Below are 15,635 nucleotides of genomic sequence, written 5' to 3' on the forward strand. Positions count from 1 at the left end.
AAGCACAAGAACCACTGCCGATGATCCGGTGGTGGTTTTTTTGTATTTTAAATTATTTGATGTAGTATTTGATTTAGTATTTGATTTAGTGTTAATTGCATATTCATACATAGTTTTTAGGTTAATGCGCAAAATGACATATTCACGAATCAAGGTTTCATGTACAATTACGTTATGCTAATGGTTAATCTTATTGTAAATCCTATTTTTATTAATAATGTTTAGATTTAACTACGACAGAGAATGTTTTATCTGGAAGGGGAACAGGAATGAAGCCAATTATTGATGTTGCACAACAATTTGGAATACCTCAGGGAGAATTAGAGCTATACGGTTCTTACAAAAGTAAAATTAATTTATCCATATTGGATGATTATGCGTCACAGCCTAATGGTAAGCTTATTCTTGTCACAGCGATGAATCCCACGCCAGCTGGTGAAGGGAAAACCTTAACTACAATTGGTTTATCACAGGCATTAAATGTAATAGGGAAACGTACGATTGCTGCGCTACGTGAGCCGTCAATGGGGCCTTGCTTTGGAATGAAGGGTGGAGCGACAGGCGATAATAAAGCAAGAATTGAGCCATCTGAGGATATTAACTTACATTTTACTGGTGATATTCATGCTATCTCCTCTGCTCATAATCTGCTCTCAGCTATGATTGATAATCATATTTTCCATGGTAACACCTTAAGTATAGATCCAAAGCGTATTATGTGGAAACGTGTATTAGATATGAATGATCGTAGTCTACGGCAAATTGTAATTGGCTTAGGCGATAACAATGGTTCAACACATGAATCTGGATTTATGATCACGACGGCATCTGAAATTATGGCTATTTTATGTCTTAGTGAGAGCTTGGAAGATTTAAAGGATCGATTAGGTCGTATTTGGATTGGTTATAACTTCAGTAATGAAATTGTGACAGCAGCTCAGATTGGGGCTGTGGATGCGATGTTAGTGTTACTTAAGGATGCCATTAAGCCTAACTTAGTGCAAACGATCGAAGGAACACCTGTTATTGTCCATGGTGGCCCCTTTGCAAATATAGCGCATGGCTGTAGTAGTGTGCTCGGAACAAAAATCGCGCTTAAACTTGCAGATTATGTCGTGACTGAGGCAGGATTTGGTGCTGATTTAGGTGCAGAGAAGTTTTTTGATATTAAATGTAGGCAGTCTGGCTTAACCCCATCTGCCGCTGTACTTGTTGTAACGTTAAAGGCACTAAAATATAATGGTGGAGTTGCTAAAACTGAACTAGAGTTGCCTAATTTAGAGGCACTTCAAAGTGGTTTGGCTAATATGAAAAGACATATTGAAAATATTGCAAAGTTTGGAGTACCTGTCGTTGTAGCTATTAATCACTTTTCTACTGATTCCAAAGAAGAAATCAATTTTCTAGTACAATATTGTAATGAATTAGGAATCCACGCGGAAGTCTCCAATGTATGGGCTGATGGGGGCCAAGGTGGAGTTGCTTTAGCAAATGCAGTGGTTGAAACAATTACTGAAGCTGAAGTTACAACTGTAACTCAGTTCCACCCGCTTTACGATCTAGAATTAAGTATTCAACAAAAAATCGAGAAAATTGTAACCGATATTTATCGTGGTAAAGATGTACAGTTTTCGGCAAAAGCAATCAAACAAATCAAGGATGCCGAACAATTAGGATATGGAAACATGCCTGTTTGTATGGCGAAAACCCCGTATTCCTTTTCAGATCAGCCTAAGCTGCTTGGTGCCCCAGCAGGATTTACAGTACAAGTAAATGGTATCTCCGTCTCAGCAGGTGCTAAGTTTATTGTAGTGTATACGGGAACAGTAATGACGATGCCAGGATTGCCCAAGACACCAGCAGCGGAGCGAATATATTTGGATGATAATGGGGAAATTCAAGGCTTATTATAGTATAAATATTTCATCTGCTTATGTAATTAATCTTATTAACAAAATTAGGCTCAACACAGAAATCGGTTCTTGACAATCTATAAAGTAAGAGGCTACGTAGCAGGGAGTGGCTTCAACCGCTGTTAAGGACCCATTTTCTTTATAACGTGTGTTGAATGGATGAAATTGTGACCTTAAAGGCTGGCGCGTTCGCTTCTCCATCATCTCCCTGCTCCTTCGCTTCGTTAGCTTATTGTCAATTACCAATTTTAAGATTGAGCCAAATTAATAAAGAATAATTTAAATCAAAAGTTAAAAGTTAAAAGTGAAGTAAGAATCATAGTTAAAGAGAACATCTTTCTGCCGTTGTATGGTAAGAGGTTCTCTTTTTTTGAATTTTAACTAACTTATTAACCTTTAAAGGCAATTGCGTCAAGCTGAAATAAAAGTCCCTCTTGACCGCCACGATGTGCAAATTCAGTTTGGATTGATTTTCGAGCAGGGTATTTATGATTAAACCTTTCTTTAAGCACCTTTTCCAACAAAGGAATATCCCAAATATCTCTAAATAAACAATCAATTTTAACAACAGCTTCTAAATTTAATTCTATTAATTTTAATCTCTTCTCTAGATGATCAAATGCGCCATTAATTTGAGCTTCAATTGGCTGACCTATATTTCCAGCACATTAACTTAAAAATGCAAAACCTCCAGCCTCAACAACACCAGAATGAGCCCAATCCTCATTAATATCTAATCTATTAATATTACTATTACCATTACTCATACATTTCCTCCTTAAATTACTCTAATACAACACACTGTACAGTATTAAGCGTTACTAATTTAAAAATAAATAGGAACATATGTTCTTTTTTAGGTTAACATAAACTATTAAATAATTCAATTATTAAAAAGTTAATCAGAAGTCTATTACAAGTCTATATATTTAGGAATAAAAATTGGAATAAAAATTCAAACTGTATTTCGCATTATTGTCCCCTCAAAATTTATAAGTATTTCTTTTAGACTGATAAAGAAAACATAAACGTGATAGAAAGGGGTTAGAAAGTAAATGAAACATGCAAAATCATGGGCAGTATTGTTAATTGCAGTACTGATGGTAGCTTCACTAGCAGCATGTGGAGGGAATAGTAAATCAAGTAATGATCCAAAGAAGCCTGAAAACAGTGCTTCAACAAACACAGGAACGCCAAAGGATGAAAAGGTTGAGCTTACATTTTGGTCATTAGGAACTACAAATTATGAGGAGCTTGCAAAGGAATACACAAGTCTTCATCCAAATGTTACATTCAAGTTCCAAAATACTTCTGACCAAACTGCACATCACAACAACTTGACTACAGCATTATCTGCTGGCTCAGGTGCTCCTGATATTTTTATGCTTGAAATCGCATTCATGGAGCGTTTTATTAGTGCACAAGATAAGTTCTACAACTTGTATGACTACGGCGCAAAAGACATTGAAAGTAACTATTTAGATTGGAAATGGAAGCAAGCCACTTCTGTAGATGGTACCTTCCAATTAGGTCTGCCTACAGACATTGGTCCAACAGTAGCCTACTATCGTGCGGATTTGATAGAAAAGGCTGGATTACCTTCTGATCCAGACCAATTTTCAGCAGCAATTGATACTTGGGATAAATTTGCTCAAGTAGCTAAAACATTCAAAGAAAAAACAGGTAAGCCGTTTGCGGATTTAACAGATTTAGTATTTAACGGATTACGTGACCAATCTCCAGATCAAATTTATTTCAATAAAGCAGATGGTGCATTTATTGGTGATACAAATCCTCAAATCAAGAGAGCATACGACTTCACAGTTAAAGGTATCCAAGAAGGCTGGATTGCAAACTATCAGCTGTGGTCTCCAGAATGGAACAAAGCAATTAACGATGGTGAATTTGGCGTTATGCTTGGACCAGCTTGGATGGCAGGAACGATTAGAAATGCTAAAGATACAGCAGGTAAATGGAAAATTGCTCAGCTTCCTGAAGGTGCAGGGAACTGGGGAGGTTCTTTCTTAACATTACCGAAGGAAGGAAAACATCCAAAAGAAGCTTATGAGTTTATTGCTTGGTTAGACAATAAAGATAATCAATTAAAATCGTTTGAACAAAGTGGCTTATTCCCTTCAATTCCAGCATTATATGAAGATCCTGCATTCTTGAAAGGCGACGATTTCTTTGGCGGTCAAGCGATTGCAAAAGAATACTCTAAATCTGCGGTTCGTGTAAAACCAGTATATTATGGTCCATTACATGACCAAACAGATACATTCTTTAAAAATGCGCTTAAAAACGTGCTAGAGAAAAAAGCTGACCCAACTGCAGAATGGAACAATGCTATTGACCAAGCTAAAAAGTTAGCGGAACGTAGCTAGTTAAATTGAGAAAGATGTATTCCTCAAATTCGCAAGAAGGTACGCTCTTCTTGTGAATTTGAGGTTGTTAAGTTTATTGAATGTAACTTAAAAGTTCTTTTTATTACTTGTTTGGAGGTGCATGCATCAATGGCTGAACCAGTTGCCGCAGGCTTAGGGGACCCGGTTAAAAATAAGCGCCCTTTTTTAAATGAAACGAGAAAAAGTCGACTGACGGCATATTTTTTTATCTCACCATTTTTTATTTTATTTTCAATTTTTGGACTATATCCAATCGTATTTACTATATACTTATCATTTTTTAAATGGGATGCATTAAACCCGATGAAGTATGTTGGGTTAAAGAACTATTCCTTTGTTATTGATGATCCAACCTTCTGGATTTCATTTGGTAATACGTTAATTATGGCAGTGATGGGGACCTTGCCACAATTAATCATTGCCTTGTTTGTTGCAATTATGTTGCACTCAGCGTTAAATCGCTTCAAAAAAACGTTTAGAATTATTTATTTTATGCCAAATATTACGTCTATCGTTGCCGTTACATTAGTATTTAGTACGATGTTCGGGAACAACGGAATGATTAACTGGATTTTGAACACGATGGGACTAGAAAATGTCGCCTTCAACTCGGGGTGGTGGGGCGTTAAAATTGCGATTTCTACAATGGTAATGTGGCGTTGGATGGGGTACAACGCAATTATCTTTTTATCTGGTCTGCAAAGTATTCCAACTGATTTATATGAGGCTGCTAAAATTGACGGGGCAAGCAGATGGCAGCAAATGATTTATATTACATTCCCACTATTACGACCGTTTATTTTATTCGTAACGTTAGTTTCAACAATCGGGGCATTGCAATTATTTACTGAACCATATGTATTCCTTGGACAATCAGGAACTGGGGCGACACGTCAAGAAGGGGTTACGATGGTAACGTACTTGTATAATGAAGCATTTAGTAATGGATTTTTTGGTACAGCTGCGGCATCTGCGGTTCTACTACTATTTGCAACCATAATTTTCTCTGTTCTTAATATGTTTATTTCAAGCCGTATGGGCGGAGAATCAGGAGGGAACAACTGATGAATGCAGTAGCAAATGTAGAAAAAACGCGTCGTCGGAAACCAGATGATGTGCCTGTGGTGGGAAAAGTCTTTTTTTGGGTGTTCATGGTCCTAGGCGGGCTATTGTCCGTATTCCCTTTTTATTGGATGTTTGTTGTTGCTACAAATGATAAAACAGGTGCATTTCATGTTCCGCCACTATTGAAGCCCGGTGGAGAATTTTTCAATAACTTTCAGCGTGTATTAGATCGAACAGATTTCTTTACTGCATTAGGGAACTCACTTATTGTAGCTACAGCCGTTACATTATCTGTTGTATTCTTTTGTACATTAGCAGGTTACGCATTTGCCAAATATGAATTCCCTTTAAAAAAGGTATTGTTTGTATTTGTTATTGCAACAATGCTTGTACCTGCACAATTAAGCGTATTGCCACTATATGTTATTATGGCAAAGCTACAATGGATAGATACTTATAAAGCACTAATTGTACCTGCAATGGTTAATGCATTTGGTATATTCTGGATGAGACAATATATTTCATCCGCAGTTCATACTGAATTAATCGAAGCAGGACGGATTGATGGCGGAGGGCATTTCCGTATTTTTTGGAATATCGCAATCCCTGTTGTGACGCCGGCGATGGCGACATTAGGAATTTTAAATTTCATGAACGTATGGAATGATTTCTTTTGGCCATTAGTTGTATTAAAAAATAAGGAACATTACACGATCCAGTTAGCATTGCAGCAATTGTTCACTAATAAGGATGGACTTGATCTTGGTATGATTATGTCCGCGACCTTTACCGCAACCTTGCCGTTATTGATCGTATTCCTATTGTTTAGCCGTTGGATCATTGCAGGCTTAACGAGTGGTGCAATTAAGAGCTAAAAAATACATGGAAGTCCTCTGGAAATAGGCAAGGATTTCTTAAACAAATGAAGAATAATAAGCTTAGAGGATGGATTGTGGAGGGAGGGGTATTAACGCTTGAAACTCCGGCGAAAAATCTTGCTTGCTATTATTCTTCTTGTGTTTATACCTGTAATTTTAATGGGGACAGTGTCCTATTACAGCTTTTCAAATGCGATGGAGAAAAGGTCCAACAACTTTTATTGGATCTCTTTAATGGATAGCGACCGCAAGTTGAAATATGCTTTAAATGAACTAACAGCCATTTCAAATTCTGCAATTACACAGCCTGTTATTCAGCGGGTACTGAAGCAAACAAATTTTATGGTTACGTATGAAACAAAACAGGAAATTAACAATCTTATCAATCATCCCATGATTACGTCATTTAGCATTTATTCAAATGATCGTTTGCTATATCAATATAATGATGCAATGACATTTAAAGAATTAAGCACACAGAGCTGGTTTCAAAGAGTGAAGGCAGCAGAGGGACGTCCAATCTGGATAGGCCCTGGGGAAAATGGTTCATCTTTGGCGGGGAAACCAGTTCTGATTCAGGCTAGAGTGATTAAAGATTATTATTCTTTAGAGAATATTGGGATCGCTGTCATTTACATTAAACCCGATATTTTGGAGCAGGTATTTTGGGAAGCAGCAACACTTAAGCAAGGTGATATTTTATTAGTAAATAAAGAAGGTAACATTGTTTTTGATAAATCTGGAAAACACATTGGGGAGCAAAGCAATTTTCCATTTTTAAGAGAAAACTATACCAATCGTAAAGGCTATTATACAGATAGCTATTTAGGTGAAAAATCTTTAATTACGTATTTGCCGTCACATAACAAAGGATGGTATTTAGTAGCAATCACACCCAAGCAACTCATTACATCCGAGTCCGTTTCGATTCGAAATATTGCAGCAATATTGTTAATCGTATCATTGATCGCTGCATTTTTATTTGATCGCTTTTTCATAAGAAGAATGGTACAAAGTATTATTAGTGCTGTAAATGGAATGAAGCGAGTACAGCAAGGGATTTTTGTCCCTATTAAATCAAAGCGTAGAGCTGACGATGAAACAGACATGTTAATTGACGGGTTCAACTTAATGAGCTCACAAATCAATGAACTAATTCAACAGGTGCAGACAGAGCAAGCCCGTAAGAAGGAAGTAGAGCTACGTGCATTGGTGGCGCAAATTAATCCTCATTTTATTTACAATTCTTTAGAATCGATTAATTCTTTAGCCGTTATACATGGAAATAGAGACATTAGCAAAATGGTCATTTCACTAGGAAAGCTGCTACGTATAAGTATTAGTGAAAATCAAGAATTAATCCCATTAACTATGGAACTTGAGCATGTTCGCCATTATTTGGATATTCAAAAATATCGCTTTGAAGATAAATTTTCATATGAAATTGATATACCTGATTCACTGAAATATTTTATGACGCAGAAGTTAATTGTACAGCCTATTGTGGAAAATGCATTGTATCATGCCATCGAACCGATGGAGCAAAAAGGTTCAATTGCGATCGTTGCGAGAGAAGCATCTAATGATATTTTTATTCACGTCATAGACAATGGACCTGGCTTTGATCCAATTACGTTAGATCTTTTATGGGAGAAAAATGATGGCAGTTTAAAAAAGTATCGTGAAAATGGGGTAGGCTTAAAAAATGTGCATGAACGCTTACATCTTCAATTCGGAGGATATTATGGCATTATGATTTGTTCTTCCCCTGGTTTTGGGTCAACGATTTCAATTCGAATACCCAAAATACTTCCATGAAGGGGGAGAGACGATGAGATGGTTAAGGAATTGGGGCTGGGGTATTTTAGTACTCATTATAGTTGGGGTTGTAGGCGCTTTATTGCTGTTAGTGATACCAAAAAGCTCTGATATGGTGGAGGAAGTACAGGATGAGAAAATTACGCTAACCTTTCGCCACTTTTGGACCAAGGAGCATGATAAACCGATCTTAGCAATATTTGAACGTATTATTGAACAATTTCAAAAGGACAATCCGAATGTGAAGGTCAGCTTTGAAGGTATGGATCAGACGGTTCATCGTGAACAAAAGTTAAAAAGTGAAATGGTGACTGGCACACCTCCAGATATGTTTGTATTGTTTGGTGGAGCTGAAATTGAACCTTATGCTCGTAGCAATCGGTTAATGGATTTAACTGACTTTGTCCATAACAATGGCTGGTCTAATTCCTTTCAGGATTTGCAGTTATGGACGTTTAATGAGCGAATATACGGATTACCCATCGAAGGGAACGCCGAGCCTTTATATTATAATCGCACCATTTTTAAATCGCTGGGGATTAAAGAGCCAGTTACGATCGAGGAGCTGAATGAGGCGATTGTAACCTTGAAGAAAAATGGCTATACTCCATTTGCTCTAGGCAATGTAGATCGTTGGCCTGCTGCAATTTTTGCGCATTATTTAATGGATCGCTACGCAGGACCTAAAGTGTTTGAACAAATTGTTCAGCAGGGTCATATCAGTTATTTAAATGATCAATATTTACTTGCTTTTAAGCAATTAGAGCACTGGATCGCGGAAGGCGCCTTTAGCTCCTCGGCAAATACTTTATCAACGGAGCAAGCTATAGAGACATTTACATCAGGGCAAGCTGCAATGTATTTGAATGGGAATTGGGATATTAACTTATTTCAAGATGAAAATGTTGACGTTAGCTTTCGTGAAAAGGTAGGTGTCATTCCGTTTCCAGCACTAAAGCGTGATAGTCCAAGATCGATGGCTGGGGGATATACGATTGGTATTGGTGTATCCTCTACGTTAGAGGAAGGGCAAAAGGAAGCTGCGTTAAAGTTGCTTCAATCCTTTTTTAGCACCAAGGTACAAAGTCAAATTGTGTATGCAGGATTACGTATTCCCGCGGTAAAAATTCCATTTGATTCAACAAAAACCGGATCTATTTTTATGCAGGTCATGAATGTGATGGAGCATAGTGAGGGTACGTTTGTACCTTATGATAACGTGTTATCGCCTGAGGTGAAAAAGTCCTTTTTGAAAGTGATTGAAGAAATGTTTGAGGGCAAGATGAATGCAGAGCAGGCGCTAGCCGCACTTCAATCTTCATCGCTGGATTATTGGAAGCAACGAGAAAATGCTCTTCCGTAATACAATAGATAGCATTGGGGGAGGAAAGATGAACCAATTAGACCAACCTTTTCGTGTCATTCTTGTTGATGATGAACCTATAATTTTGAGAAGCTTGAAGGTAGCCATTCCATGGGAAGAGCTTAATATTTCGATCGTTGGTGAAGCAAGAAATGGAGAGCAGGCGCTAGCGATGGTTAATGAGCTATCCCCACATATGATTATTAGTGATATTCGTATGCCTGGGATTGATGGGATCACTTTAATGAAGCGGGTATTATCTGATAATCCTAAACGGCTGTTTATTTTTATAAGTGGTTATGGTGAGTTTGAATATGCGAGAGAAGCATTACGTGAAGGTGCTTTTGATTATTTGCTAAAGCCAATTGATCATGAAGAATTGATAGAAATGATTAAACGTGCGAAAGTTAATTTAGAGAAGCAAATTGAAAATGATCATTTGCTTCATTCTGTGAATGTGTTGTCTATGCTTGCTAAGGAGCGGATGATTGCTGAATTTATTGAGGGTGGAGCTCCTCCACTTCAGCAGCTAGCTTGGCTTGAAAATAGTGAGCTTGAACAAGAATATTTTATGGCTGTGGTGCAATTGGACCATTATTTGAAGTTAAATGACGAATGGGCAATGGAGGAAAAACGTTTATGGCTATTTGCTATTCGTAACATTCTTGAAGAGTGGTCGATAACGCATGATGGATTAACGGTGTTCCCTTTCCATACAGGAGAATGGATTTTGTTGTTCCGTGGTTCTCTTCACAAGCAGAAAGAAGCATTAGGTGCAGATATCATTCAACAGATCAAAGCCAATACGAAGCTCCAATGCTCCATTGGTTTTAGTTTGAATGTAAGTGGAATAAATCAGCTTAGTCATGCTTATGCTAGTGCAACAAAGGCGTTGTATAAGCGTTTTTACCTTGGTACTGAAGCTGTTTTAATAGATCAAGCTGCGCATCAAGAGGCAGAGCTACAGCAGGCTGAAGTGAAATATCCTAAAAAATTAGAAAATGATATATTGGAAGCAATTCGTACATTAAACGAAAAAGTAATGTTAGCGTTGCTAAATGATTTCCAAGCCTATATTGAAAAACAAGCTTTATCAAAAGTTATGGCTGAAGGTATTATTGTTCGTTTAACGGTAGTGATCTATCGTCAATTTGAACAACTAAATTTGTTGTTGGAATGGTCATTAGAGGGGCTTCTTCAGGAGCTACAATCACAAGGAACGTTGGTCGAAATGATTCAGGTGCTAAAAACAAACTTTAGCAAATGGATCAATGAAGGGTTAACCAATCACAATAAAGAAAATGTTGAAACTGTGATCGCAAAAGCTCAAGATTATATTCATAACAATTATCATAAGGATCTAAGCATGGAAGAGGTGGCAGAGCTTATCGATCTAAGTATTAGTCACTTCTGTATGTTATTTAAGCAGGTTTCAGGTTATACTTTCCTAGAATATTTAACTAAGATTAGAATGGATAAGGCAAAATACATTTTGAAAAATAGCAATGTCAAGGTGTATCAGGTTGCACCACTGGTTGGTTATCAGGACCCACGATATTTTACGCAAGTATTTAAAAAAATTACGGGTATGACCCCGTCAGAATTTCGCGAGGAAGGTGCGTCCGTAACGTAGGAGAGGGATTATTTTCATAATAATCCCTCGGTAGCTTCTTTTTTAGTGATTGTTATTTTAAGAGCGACTACGTAACAATGAACTCATAATTAGGCTAACGATAAGCACTAATATGATTGCGCCTAACAGCGTTGGGAAAATATATAGTGTACCTAGCACAGGCCCCCAGCTTCCTAAAAATAAATTACCAATCCAAGCACCAACAAAACCTGCCGCCACATTACCTATAACCCCACCCGGAATATCTCTACCTACGATGATCCCTGCAAACCACCCGATACTCCCGCCAATTAATAACGACCATAATAAAAACATAGTTAAAAACTCCTTTTTATTAGCTGTTTTATATAATTTGTACAGTTTGTTTTAACGTTTATTATGTGTATATTATGGATTAGTTTTGGCATTTTCTTGTTAAGTTATGTATAGCAGTGAATCTAACCTTAAAATAAATAAGAAACCTTGTCTTTGCTCATAATTCAGCGGATCCGCAAGACAGGTTTCTTATTTATACTATTTTCTGTGAAGATCAAGGCTCACCTTAAAAATCGGAACTTGACAATAGGCTTACTAAGCGGAGGAGCAGAGAGATGGTGGAAAAGCCGCTACGTAGCCTCCTACTCCAAACATTGTCAAGTTCTGATTATTATATTGAGCCAAAATTAGGATTAAGATTAAGATGGAGTAACGACCTCAGCACCTGCGCCCCGTAGTGGAACCTTATGATCTGCATCTTGAGTTGAGCTAAGAGCCTTACATTCCCTAAAAGCAAAATGCTCACAACCCAGACACGTTTTTCTTTTAATCTGACTTAAAGCATAGGCTAAGGCATCACTAGTATGCTTATAAAATTGCTCTGCACCAATCAAATTATAGCAGCCCGTCCGTTGTAATAAAGCTAAAGGCTGAGGCTGTATATCTGTAAGGGCAAGCTTGATGCCACTAGCTTGAAGTTTTTTAACCAGGCTTGCAAAATTGGCCTCGCCAGTCGTATCCATAAAGGGTACTTTGCCCATTCTAATAATAATAATTTTGTGTCCAGCAGAATGTAGGTGTGAATCTTCAAAAGGGCCTGATGCCCCAAAAAATAATGGACCTTCCACATTAAAAATACCGATCTGCGGGCAATTATGATCTTCAGTTACTACATGTGCTTCTACTTTATCATGCAATCTGGAGTGGTCAGGTAATACCTGATTAATTTTAAGTGCCTCGCTCATTCGTTTTACAAATAAAATGACAGCTAATATTAACCCTACCTCAACCGCAGTCGTTAAAGTTGTAAATACAGTCAGCAGGAAGGTAACTAACAAAATAATTGTATCACCACTGCGTGTTTTGTACATCGCAGCAAACGATTTACGCTCACTCATATTCCAAGCGACCATCATCAAAATTGGAGCCATGCTCGCTAATGGAATATTCGAGGCATAAGGCGCAAATAAAACGACAATAAGCAAAACAACGACGCCATGGATAATACCTGAGATGGGGGAAACCGCACCGTTTTTAATGTTGGTTGCTGTTCTTGCGATGGCACCTGTGGCAGGAATACCACCAAATAAAGGAGCAACGATATTGGCAACACCTTGCCCAATTAATTCTCGGTTACTATTATGTCTACTATTCGTCATGCCATCTGCAACAACGGCAGATAATAGCGATTCAATCCCGCCTAACATGGCAATAATTAAAGCCGGCTGGAGCATTGAGGATATATTAGATAAGCTGAGATCAAGGCTGTGAAGTTGTGGTAAGCCACCTGGAATAGCGCCATAGGATGAACCGATAGTAGTGACTTTACCAGGGAATAACCAAATGCTAGCGGCTGTTGATAGCAGGATGCCTACGAGTGACGCTGGAACCTTTGGTAAATATTTAGGGGTGATTAATAATGCCGCTAAGCATATACCTGCTGTAATGATGCTGTATACGTTTATGGAAGAGATGCGTTTTACAATTTCAGCCATGTTGTAATAAAAATATTCATGTCGTTCTAGGCCGCGTAGCCCTAAAAAATTGCCAATTTGACCACTAAAAATAGTAACCGCAATCCCTGCTGTAAATCCAATCGTAACGGGACGTGGAATGTATCTAATTAAGGCACCTAGCCGAAATACACCCATTAGCACCAAAATGATCCCTGCTAAAAAGCCAGCAATTAATAAATTTTCGTACCCATATTGCAAGACGATTGCTAGCAAGATTGGAATAAATGCACCTGTTGGCCCACCAATTTGAAACTTTGACCCGCCTAATAGTGAGATCAGAATCCCTGCAATGATGGTGGTATATAAGCCATATTCAGGCTTTACCCCAGATGCGATGGAGAATGCCATACCAAGTGGAATTGCAATGATCCCAACAATACATCCTGAAATTAAATCTTTACGAAATTTACCCGCATTATAGTTTAGATAACGACCGCGCCAATTCATTCTTCGAAAACCTTCTTTTCTGATCATAGTGAAGTTCTACTGTAATGTGTGTGCAATGCAGATATCATGTCTAAGCAATGCACACAAAGATTCCCCGCACAGTGACGGGGAGATAGGTAAACAAATAAACATACTTTACATTGAAAATAAACTAATTTTCCTTGTTGATCCCTTCCAGTAGTGAAATCGACTCAATTAAGTGATTGTTAAAAATTTGCTTCGCTACATCTAACAAATCCTTAATGAGTGGATCACGAAGAGAATAAACAACTGTAGTTCCCTCCTTCACGCTGTTAACTAAATTTTTAGCACGAAGAACAGCAAGCTGCTGAGATACTGCAGAACCCTCTGAGCCTAAAATGGCCTGAAGCTCATTCACATTTTGCTCGCCTTCACTTAACACCTCAAGAATACGGATTCTCATCGGATGAGATAATGCTTTGAAAAAATCAGCTTTAAATTGCTGAATTGTTTGGTTCTGATTCATATTTTTTAATCTCCATATATTCAAATCTTTGAATATTCATAATATAGCACAACAAAGGCATTGCAAACGTGATTTTTATTACAACTTGATGAACGATTTCTATAAATTAGTTTTTGTTTGGGCTCAAACAGAGACGGTTCTTTGCAATCTATAAAGTAGGAGGCTCGTCCACCTAAGGACTTGTCTTTAGCCGATTAGTGCAAACATCATACGTCTGGGTGAATTCGCGACAACGTTATATTTTTGTATGATAAACAAAGAATCTAGTGTGTGTGGGGGAAGAGGGATGCTCAAAGAACGCATTGAGTTTCTATGTAAGAAAAAAAACATAACACGTAAGCAACTGGTAGAGGGACTTGTTACAGGAACGCATTTTGCCAACATTTTAGCAGACCGCTATCCGTTACAAAATGATCTTGGGGCAGCGGTGGCTCATCGTCTTGGTGTGAAGCCTTCATATATTACAAATGCATCTAAGCAAGATCAAGAAGCAATACAGCAAGCAGAGTATATATTTATGGAGTTTTCAAAACCTTTCAAAGAGCAAGCAGAGCAAAACATTATTTTGTTTGATGATCATCATGATGCCTTAATAGTGGAACTCACCGTTGCACTAATGAAAGCCGTTTATTACCAGCAGGTTGGCGATGTGGCGGCATATCAGTATATTCATGAGCATTATTTAGATTTCTATTTGCATAAATATATTTACAAAAATGAACTTAAGCTGCCGTTTCCTTTAAAAAAGGCATTCTTATTTTATAAAATATATAATCATCGGGCACAAAATGAATACGGTGAGCTATTACGTTGTGCAAGTAAATTGGAGCCGCAGCTTGTGATAGGAAGTGATGTTTGGTATATGATCCGTAGCTTACAATTAGAGGGAAGTGTGCATAATACCCAACATGAGCAAGCCTATCATATATTTGAACAGTTATTGCAGCATAATGCTGAGAATAATCGTGAGGATCGATTATCTTCTCTCTATATTGCCCATAGTGGAAATTGCTTTGCGACAGGAATGTATCAAGATGCGTTAATGGCATTAACAAAAGCAGAACATCATCTTCATAATGCAAAAGAGACAGAAGAATTGCAAAGTATCATTTTTAATAATCGAATTGTAATGTTAACGATGCTGGGACAAAATGAACAGGCGTTGGCGGAAATTGACGATTATGAGGCGTGGCTTGCTAGTAGATCTGCTGTTATTCAGCAGGCAATGAAGTCTACCTTATTAATTTATCGTGGTGAGCTTGCTTATATTGAAAAAAACTGGGGAGAACTAGGGGCAGTGTTATACAGGTTAAATGGAGAGACATTAAATCAAGATCAAGCGATGGCAAAGCTTTTCTATTGTTCTCAATTTGCTTTATCGCAAGGGGATTCTGAGTCTTTTCTTAAATATAGTCTGGAATGCTTACCTTATTTTGAACAATCAGAACAAAGATTACGGCTAGAGCAGTTGTATGAGTTACTTGCAATCGTATCGGAGGAAAATCGAAAATATAAGGATGCTGCGTTTTATTATCGCAAATTGTTAGGCTTAGTTAGAACTAGTGAAGCACGCTAGACAATTTTATGGAAAAGTAGCAAATATTATTATTGTATGAACTATGATAAGAGGATGGA

Annotated in this window: 12 protein-coding genes; 8 read left to right on the plus strand and 4 right to left on the minus strand. The window is 37.6% G+C overall.

The annotated features are described in order from the left end of the window. The first annotated feature begins 269 nt into the window (after positions 1 to 269). Positions 270 to 1,913 carry a formate--tetrahydrofolate ligase gene (locus ABE099_RS00005; RefSeq protein ID WP_430026421.1) on the plus strand — a complete coding sequence of 548 codons (1,644 nt, stop codon included), beginning with the start codon at positions 270 to 272 and terminating at the stop codon, positions 1,911 to 1,913. A 389-nt stretch (positions 1,914 to 2,302) separates the two neighbouring features. Here ABE099_RS00005 and ABE099_RS00010 read toward each other — a convergent pair whose 3' ends face one another. Continuing rightward, complete coding sequence (locus ABE099_RS00010; protein WP_430026803.1) at positions 2,303 to 2,569, minus strand: RidA family protein; 267 nt, start codon at positions 2,567 to 2,569, stop codon at positions 2,303 to 2,305. 399 nt (positions 2,570 to 2,968) lie between these two features. Between ABE099_RS00010 and ABE099_RS00015 the strand changes: the two genes are divergently transcribed. From ABE099_RS00015 to ABE099_RS00040, 6 genes are all read left to right on the plus strand, one after another. Next, on the plus strand, positions 2,969 to 4,297 hold the full coding sequence (locus tag ABE099_RS00015) for an ABC transporter substrate-binding protein (protein ID WP_430026422.1): 1,329 nt from the start codon (positions 2,969 to 2,971) through the stop codon (positions 4,295 to 4,297). Positions 4,298 to 4,426: 129 nt separating this feature from the next. Then, positions 4,427 to 5,383 carry a carbohydrate ABC transporter permease gene (locus ABE099_RS00020; RefSeq protein WP_430026423.1) on the plus strand — a complete coding sequence of 319 codons (957 nt, stop codon included), beginning with the start codon at positions 4,427 to 4,429 and terminating at the stop codon, positions 5,381 to 5,383. Next, the gene (locus ABE099_RS00025; protein ID WP_430026425.1) at positions 5,383 to 6,258 is read left to right on the plus strand and encodes a carbohydrate ABC transporter permease; all 876 of its coding nucleotides are present in this window, start codon (positions 5,383 to 5,385) and stop codon (positions 6,256 to 6,258) included. Before ABE099_RS00020 ends, ABE099_RS00025 begins: the two co-directional genes overlap by 1 nt. A gap of 99 nt (positions 6,259 to 6,357) precedes the next feature. Then, positions 6,358 to 8,079, plus strand: coding sequence for a sensor histidine kinase (locus tag ABE099_RS00030; protein ID WP_430026427.1), 1,722 nt, complete (start codon positions 6,358 to 6,360; stop codon positions 8,077 to 8,079). 13 nt (positions 8,080 to 8,092) lie between these two features. After that, the gene (locus ABE099_RS00035) at positions 8,093 to 9,442 is read left to right on the plus strand and encodes an ABC transporter substrate-binding protein (RefSeq protein ID WP_430026428.1); all 1,350 of its coding nucleotides are present in this window, start codon (positions 8,093 to 8,095) and stop codon (positions 9,440 to 9,442) included. A gap of 28 nt (positions 9,443 to 9,470) precedes the next feature. Further along, on the plus strand, positions 9,471 to 11,075 hold the full coding sequence (locus ABE099_RS00040) for a response regulator (RefSeq protein WP_430026430.1): 1,605 nt from the start codon (positions 9,471 to 9,473) through the stop codon (positions 11,073 to 11,075). A gap of 57 nt (positions 11,076 to 11,132) precedes the next feature. Here ABE099_RS00040 and ABE099_RS00045 read toward each other — a convergent pair whose 3' ends face one another. The 3 genes from ABE099_RS00045 to ABE099_RS00055 form a co-directional block, all read right to left on the minus strand. Next, the gene (locus tag ABE099_RS00045; protein ID WP_430026431.1) at positions 11,133 to 11,390 is read right to left on the minus strand and encodes a GlsB/YeaQ/YmgE family stress response membrane protein; all 258 of its coding nucleotides are present in this window, start codon (positions 11,388 to 11,390) and stop codon (positions 11,133 to 11,135) included. Positions 11,391 to 11,749: 359 nt separating this feature from the next. Continuing rightward, positions 11,750 to 13,513 (minus strand): SulP family inorganic anion transporter, encoded by a 1,764-nt coding sequence (locus tag ABE099_RS00050; RefSeq protein WP_430026433.1) that lies wholly within the window; start codon positions 13,511 to 13,513, stop codon positions 11,750 to 11,752. 151 nt (positions 13,514 to 13,664) lie between these two features. Continuing rightward, complete coding sequence (locus ABE099_RS00055; protein WP_430026435.1) at positions 13,665 to 14,000, minus strand: ArsR/SmtB family transcription factor; 336 nt, start codon at positions 13,998 to 14,000, stop codon at positions 13,665 to 13,667. A gap of 286 nt (positions 14,001 to 14,286) precedes the next feature. Here ABE099_RS00055 and ABE099_RS00060 point away from each other — a divergent pair, with 286 nt between their 5' ends. After that, positions 14,287 to 15,576 (plus strand): XRE family transcriptional regulator, encoded by a 1,290-nt coding sequence (locus ABE099_RS00060; protein ID WP_430026436.1) that lies wholly within the window; start codon positions 14,287 to 14,289, stop codon positions 15,574 to 15,576. The last annotated feature ends 59 nt before the right edge of the window (positions 15,577 to 15,635 follow it).

The sequence above is a fragment of the Paenibacillus turicensis genome, assembly GCF_050461185.1.
Taxonomy (GTDB): domain Bacteria; phylum Bacillota; class Bacilli; order Paenibacillales; family Paenibacillaceae; genus Fontibacillus; species Fontibacillus turicensis_A.

Bases quoted from the DNA above. Each gene is read 5' to 3' on its own strand.
- ABE099_RS00005 (WP_430026421.1), top strand. From the start codon at position 270: ATGAAGCCAATTATTGATGTTGCACAACAATTTGGAATACCTCAGGGA.
- ABE099_RS00015 (WP_430026422.1), top strand. From the start codon at position 2,969: ATGAAACATGCAAAATCATGGGCAGTATTGTTAATTGCAGTACTGATG.
- ABE099_RS00020 (WP_430026423.1), top strand. From the start codon at position 4,427: ATGGCTGAACCAGTTGCCGCAGGCTTAGGGGACCCGGTTAAAAATAAG.
- ABE099_RS00025 (WP_430026425.1), top strand. From the start codon at position 5,383: ATGAATGCAGTAGCAAATGTAGAAAAAACGCGTCGTCGGAAACCAGAT.
- ABE099_RS00035 (WP_430026428.1), top strand. From the start codon at position 8,093: ATGAGATGGTTAAGGAATTGGGGCTGGGGTATTTTAGTACTCATTATA.
- ABE099_RS00040 (WP_430026430.1), top strand. From the start codon at position 9,471: ATGAACCAATTAGACCAACCTTTTCGTGTCATTCTTGTTGATGATGAA.
- ABE099_RS00045 (WP_430026431.1), bottom strand. From the start codon at position 11,390: ATGTTTTTATTATGGTCGTTATTAATTGGCGGGAGTATCGGGTGGTTT.
- ABE099_RS00050 (WP_430026433.1), bottom strand. From the start codon at position 13,513: ATGAATTGGCGCGGTCGTTATCTAAACTATAATGCGGGTAAATTTCGT.
- ABE099_RS00055 (WP_430026435.1), bottom strand. From the start codon at position 14,000: ATGAATCAGAACCAAACAATTCAGCAATTTAAAGCTGATTTTTTCAAA.
- ABE099_RS00060 (WP_430026436.1), top strand. From the start codon at position 14,287: ATGCTCAAAGAACGCATTGAGTTTCTATGTAAGAAAAAAAACATAACA.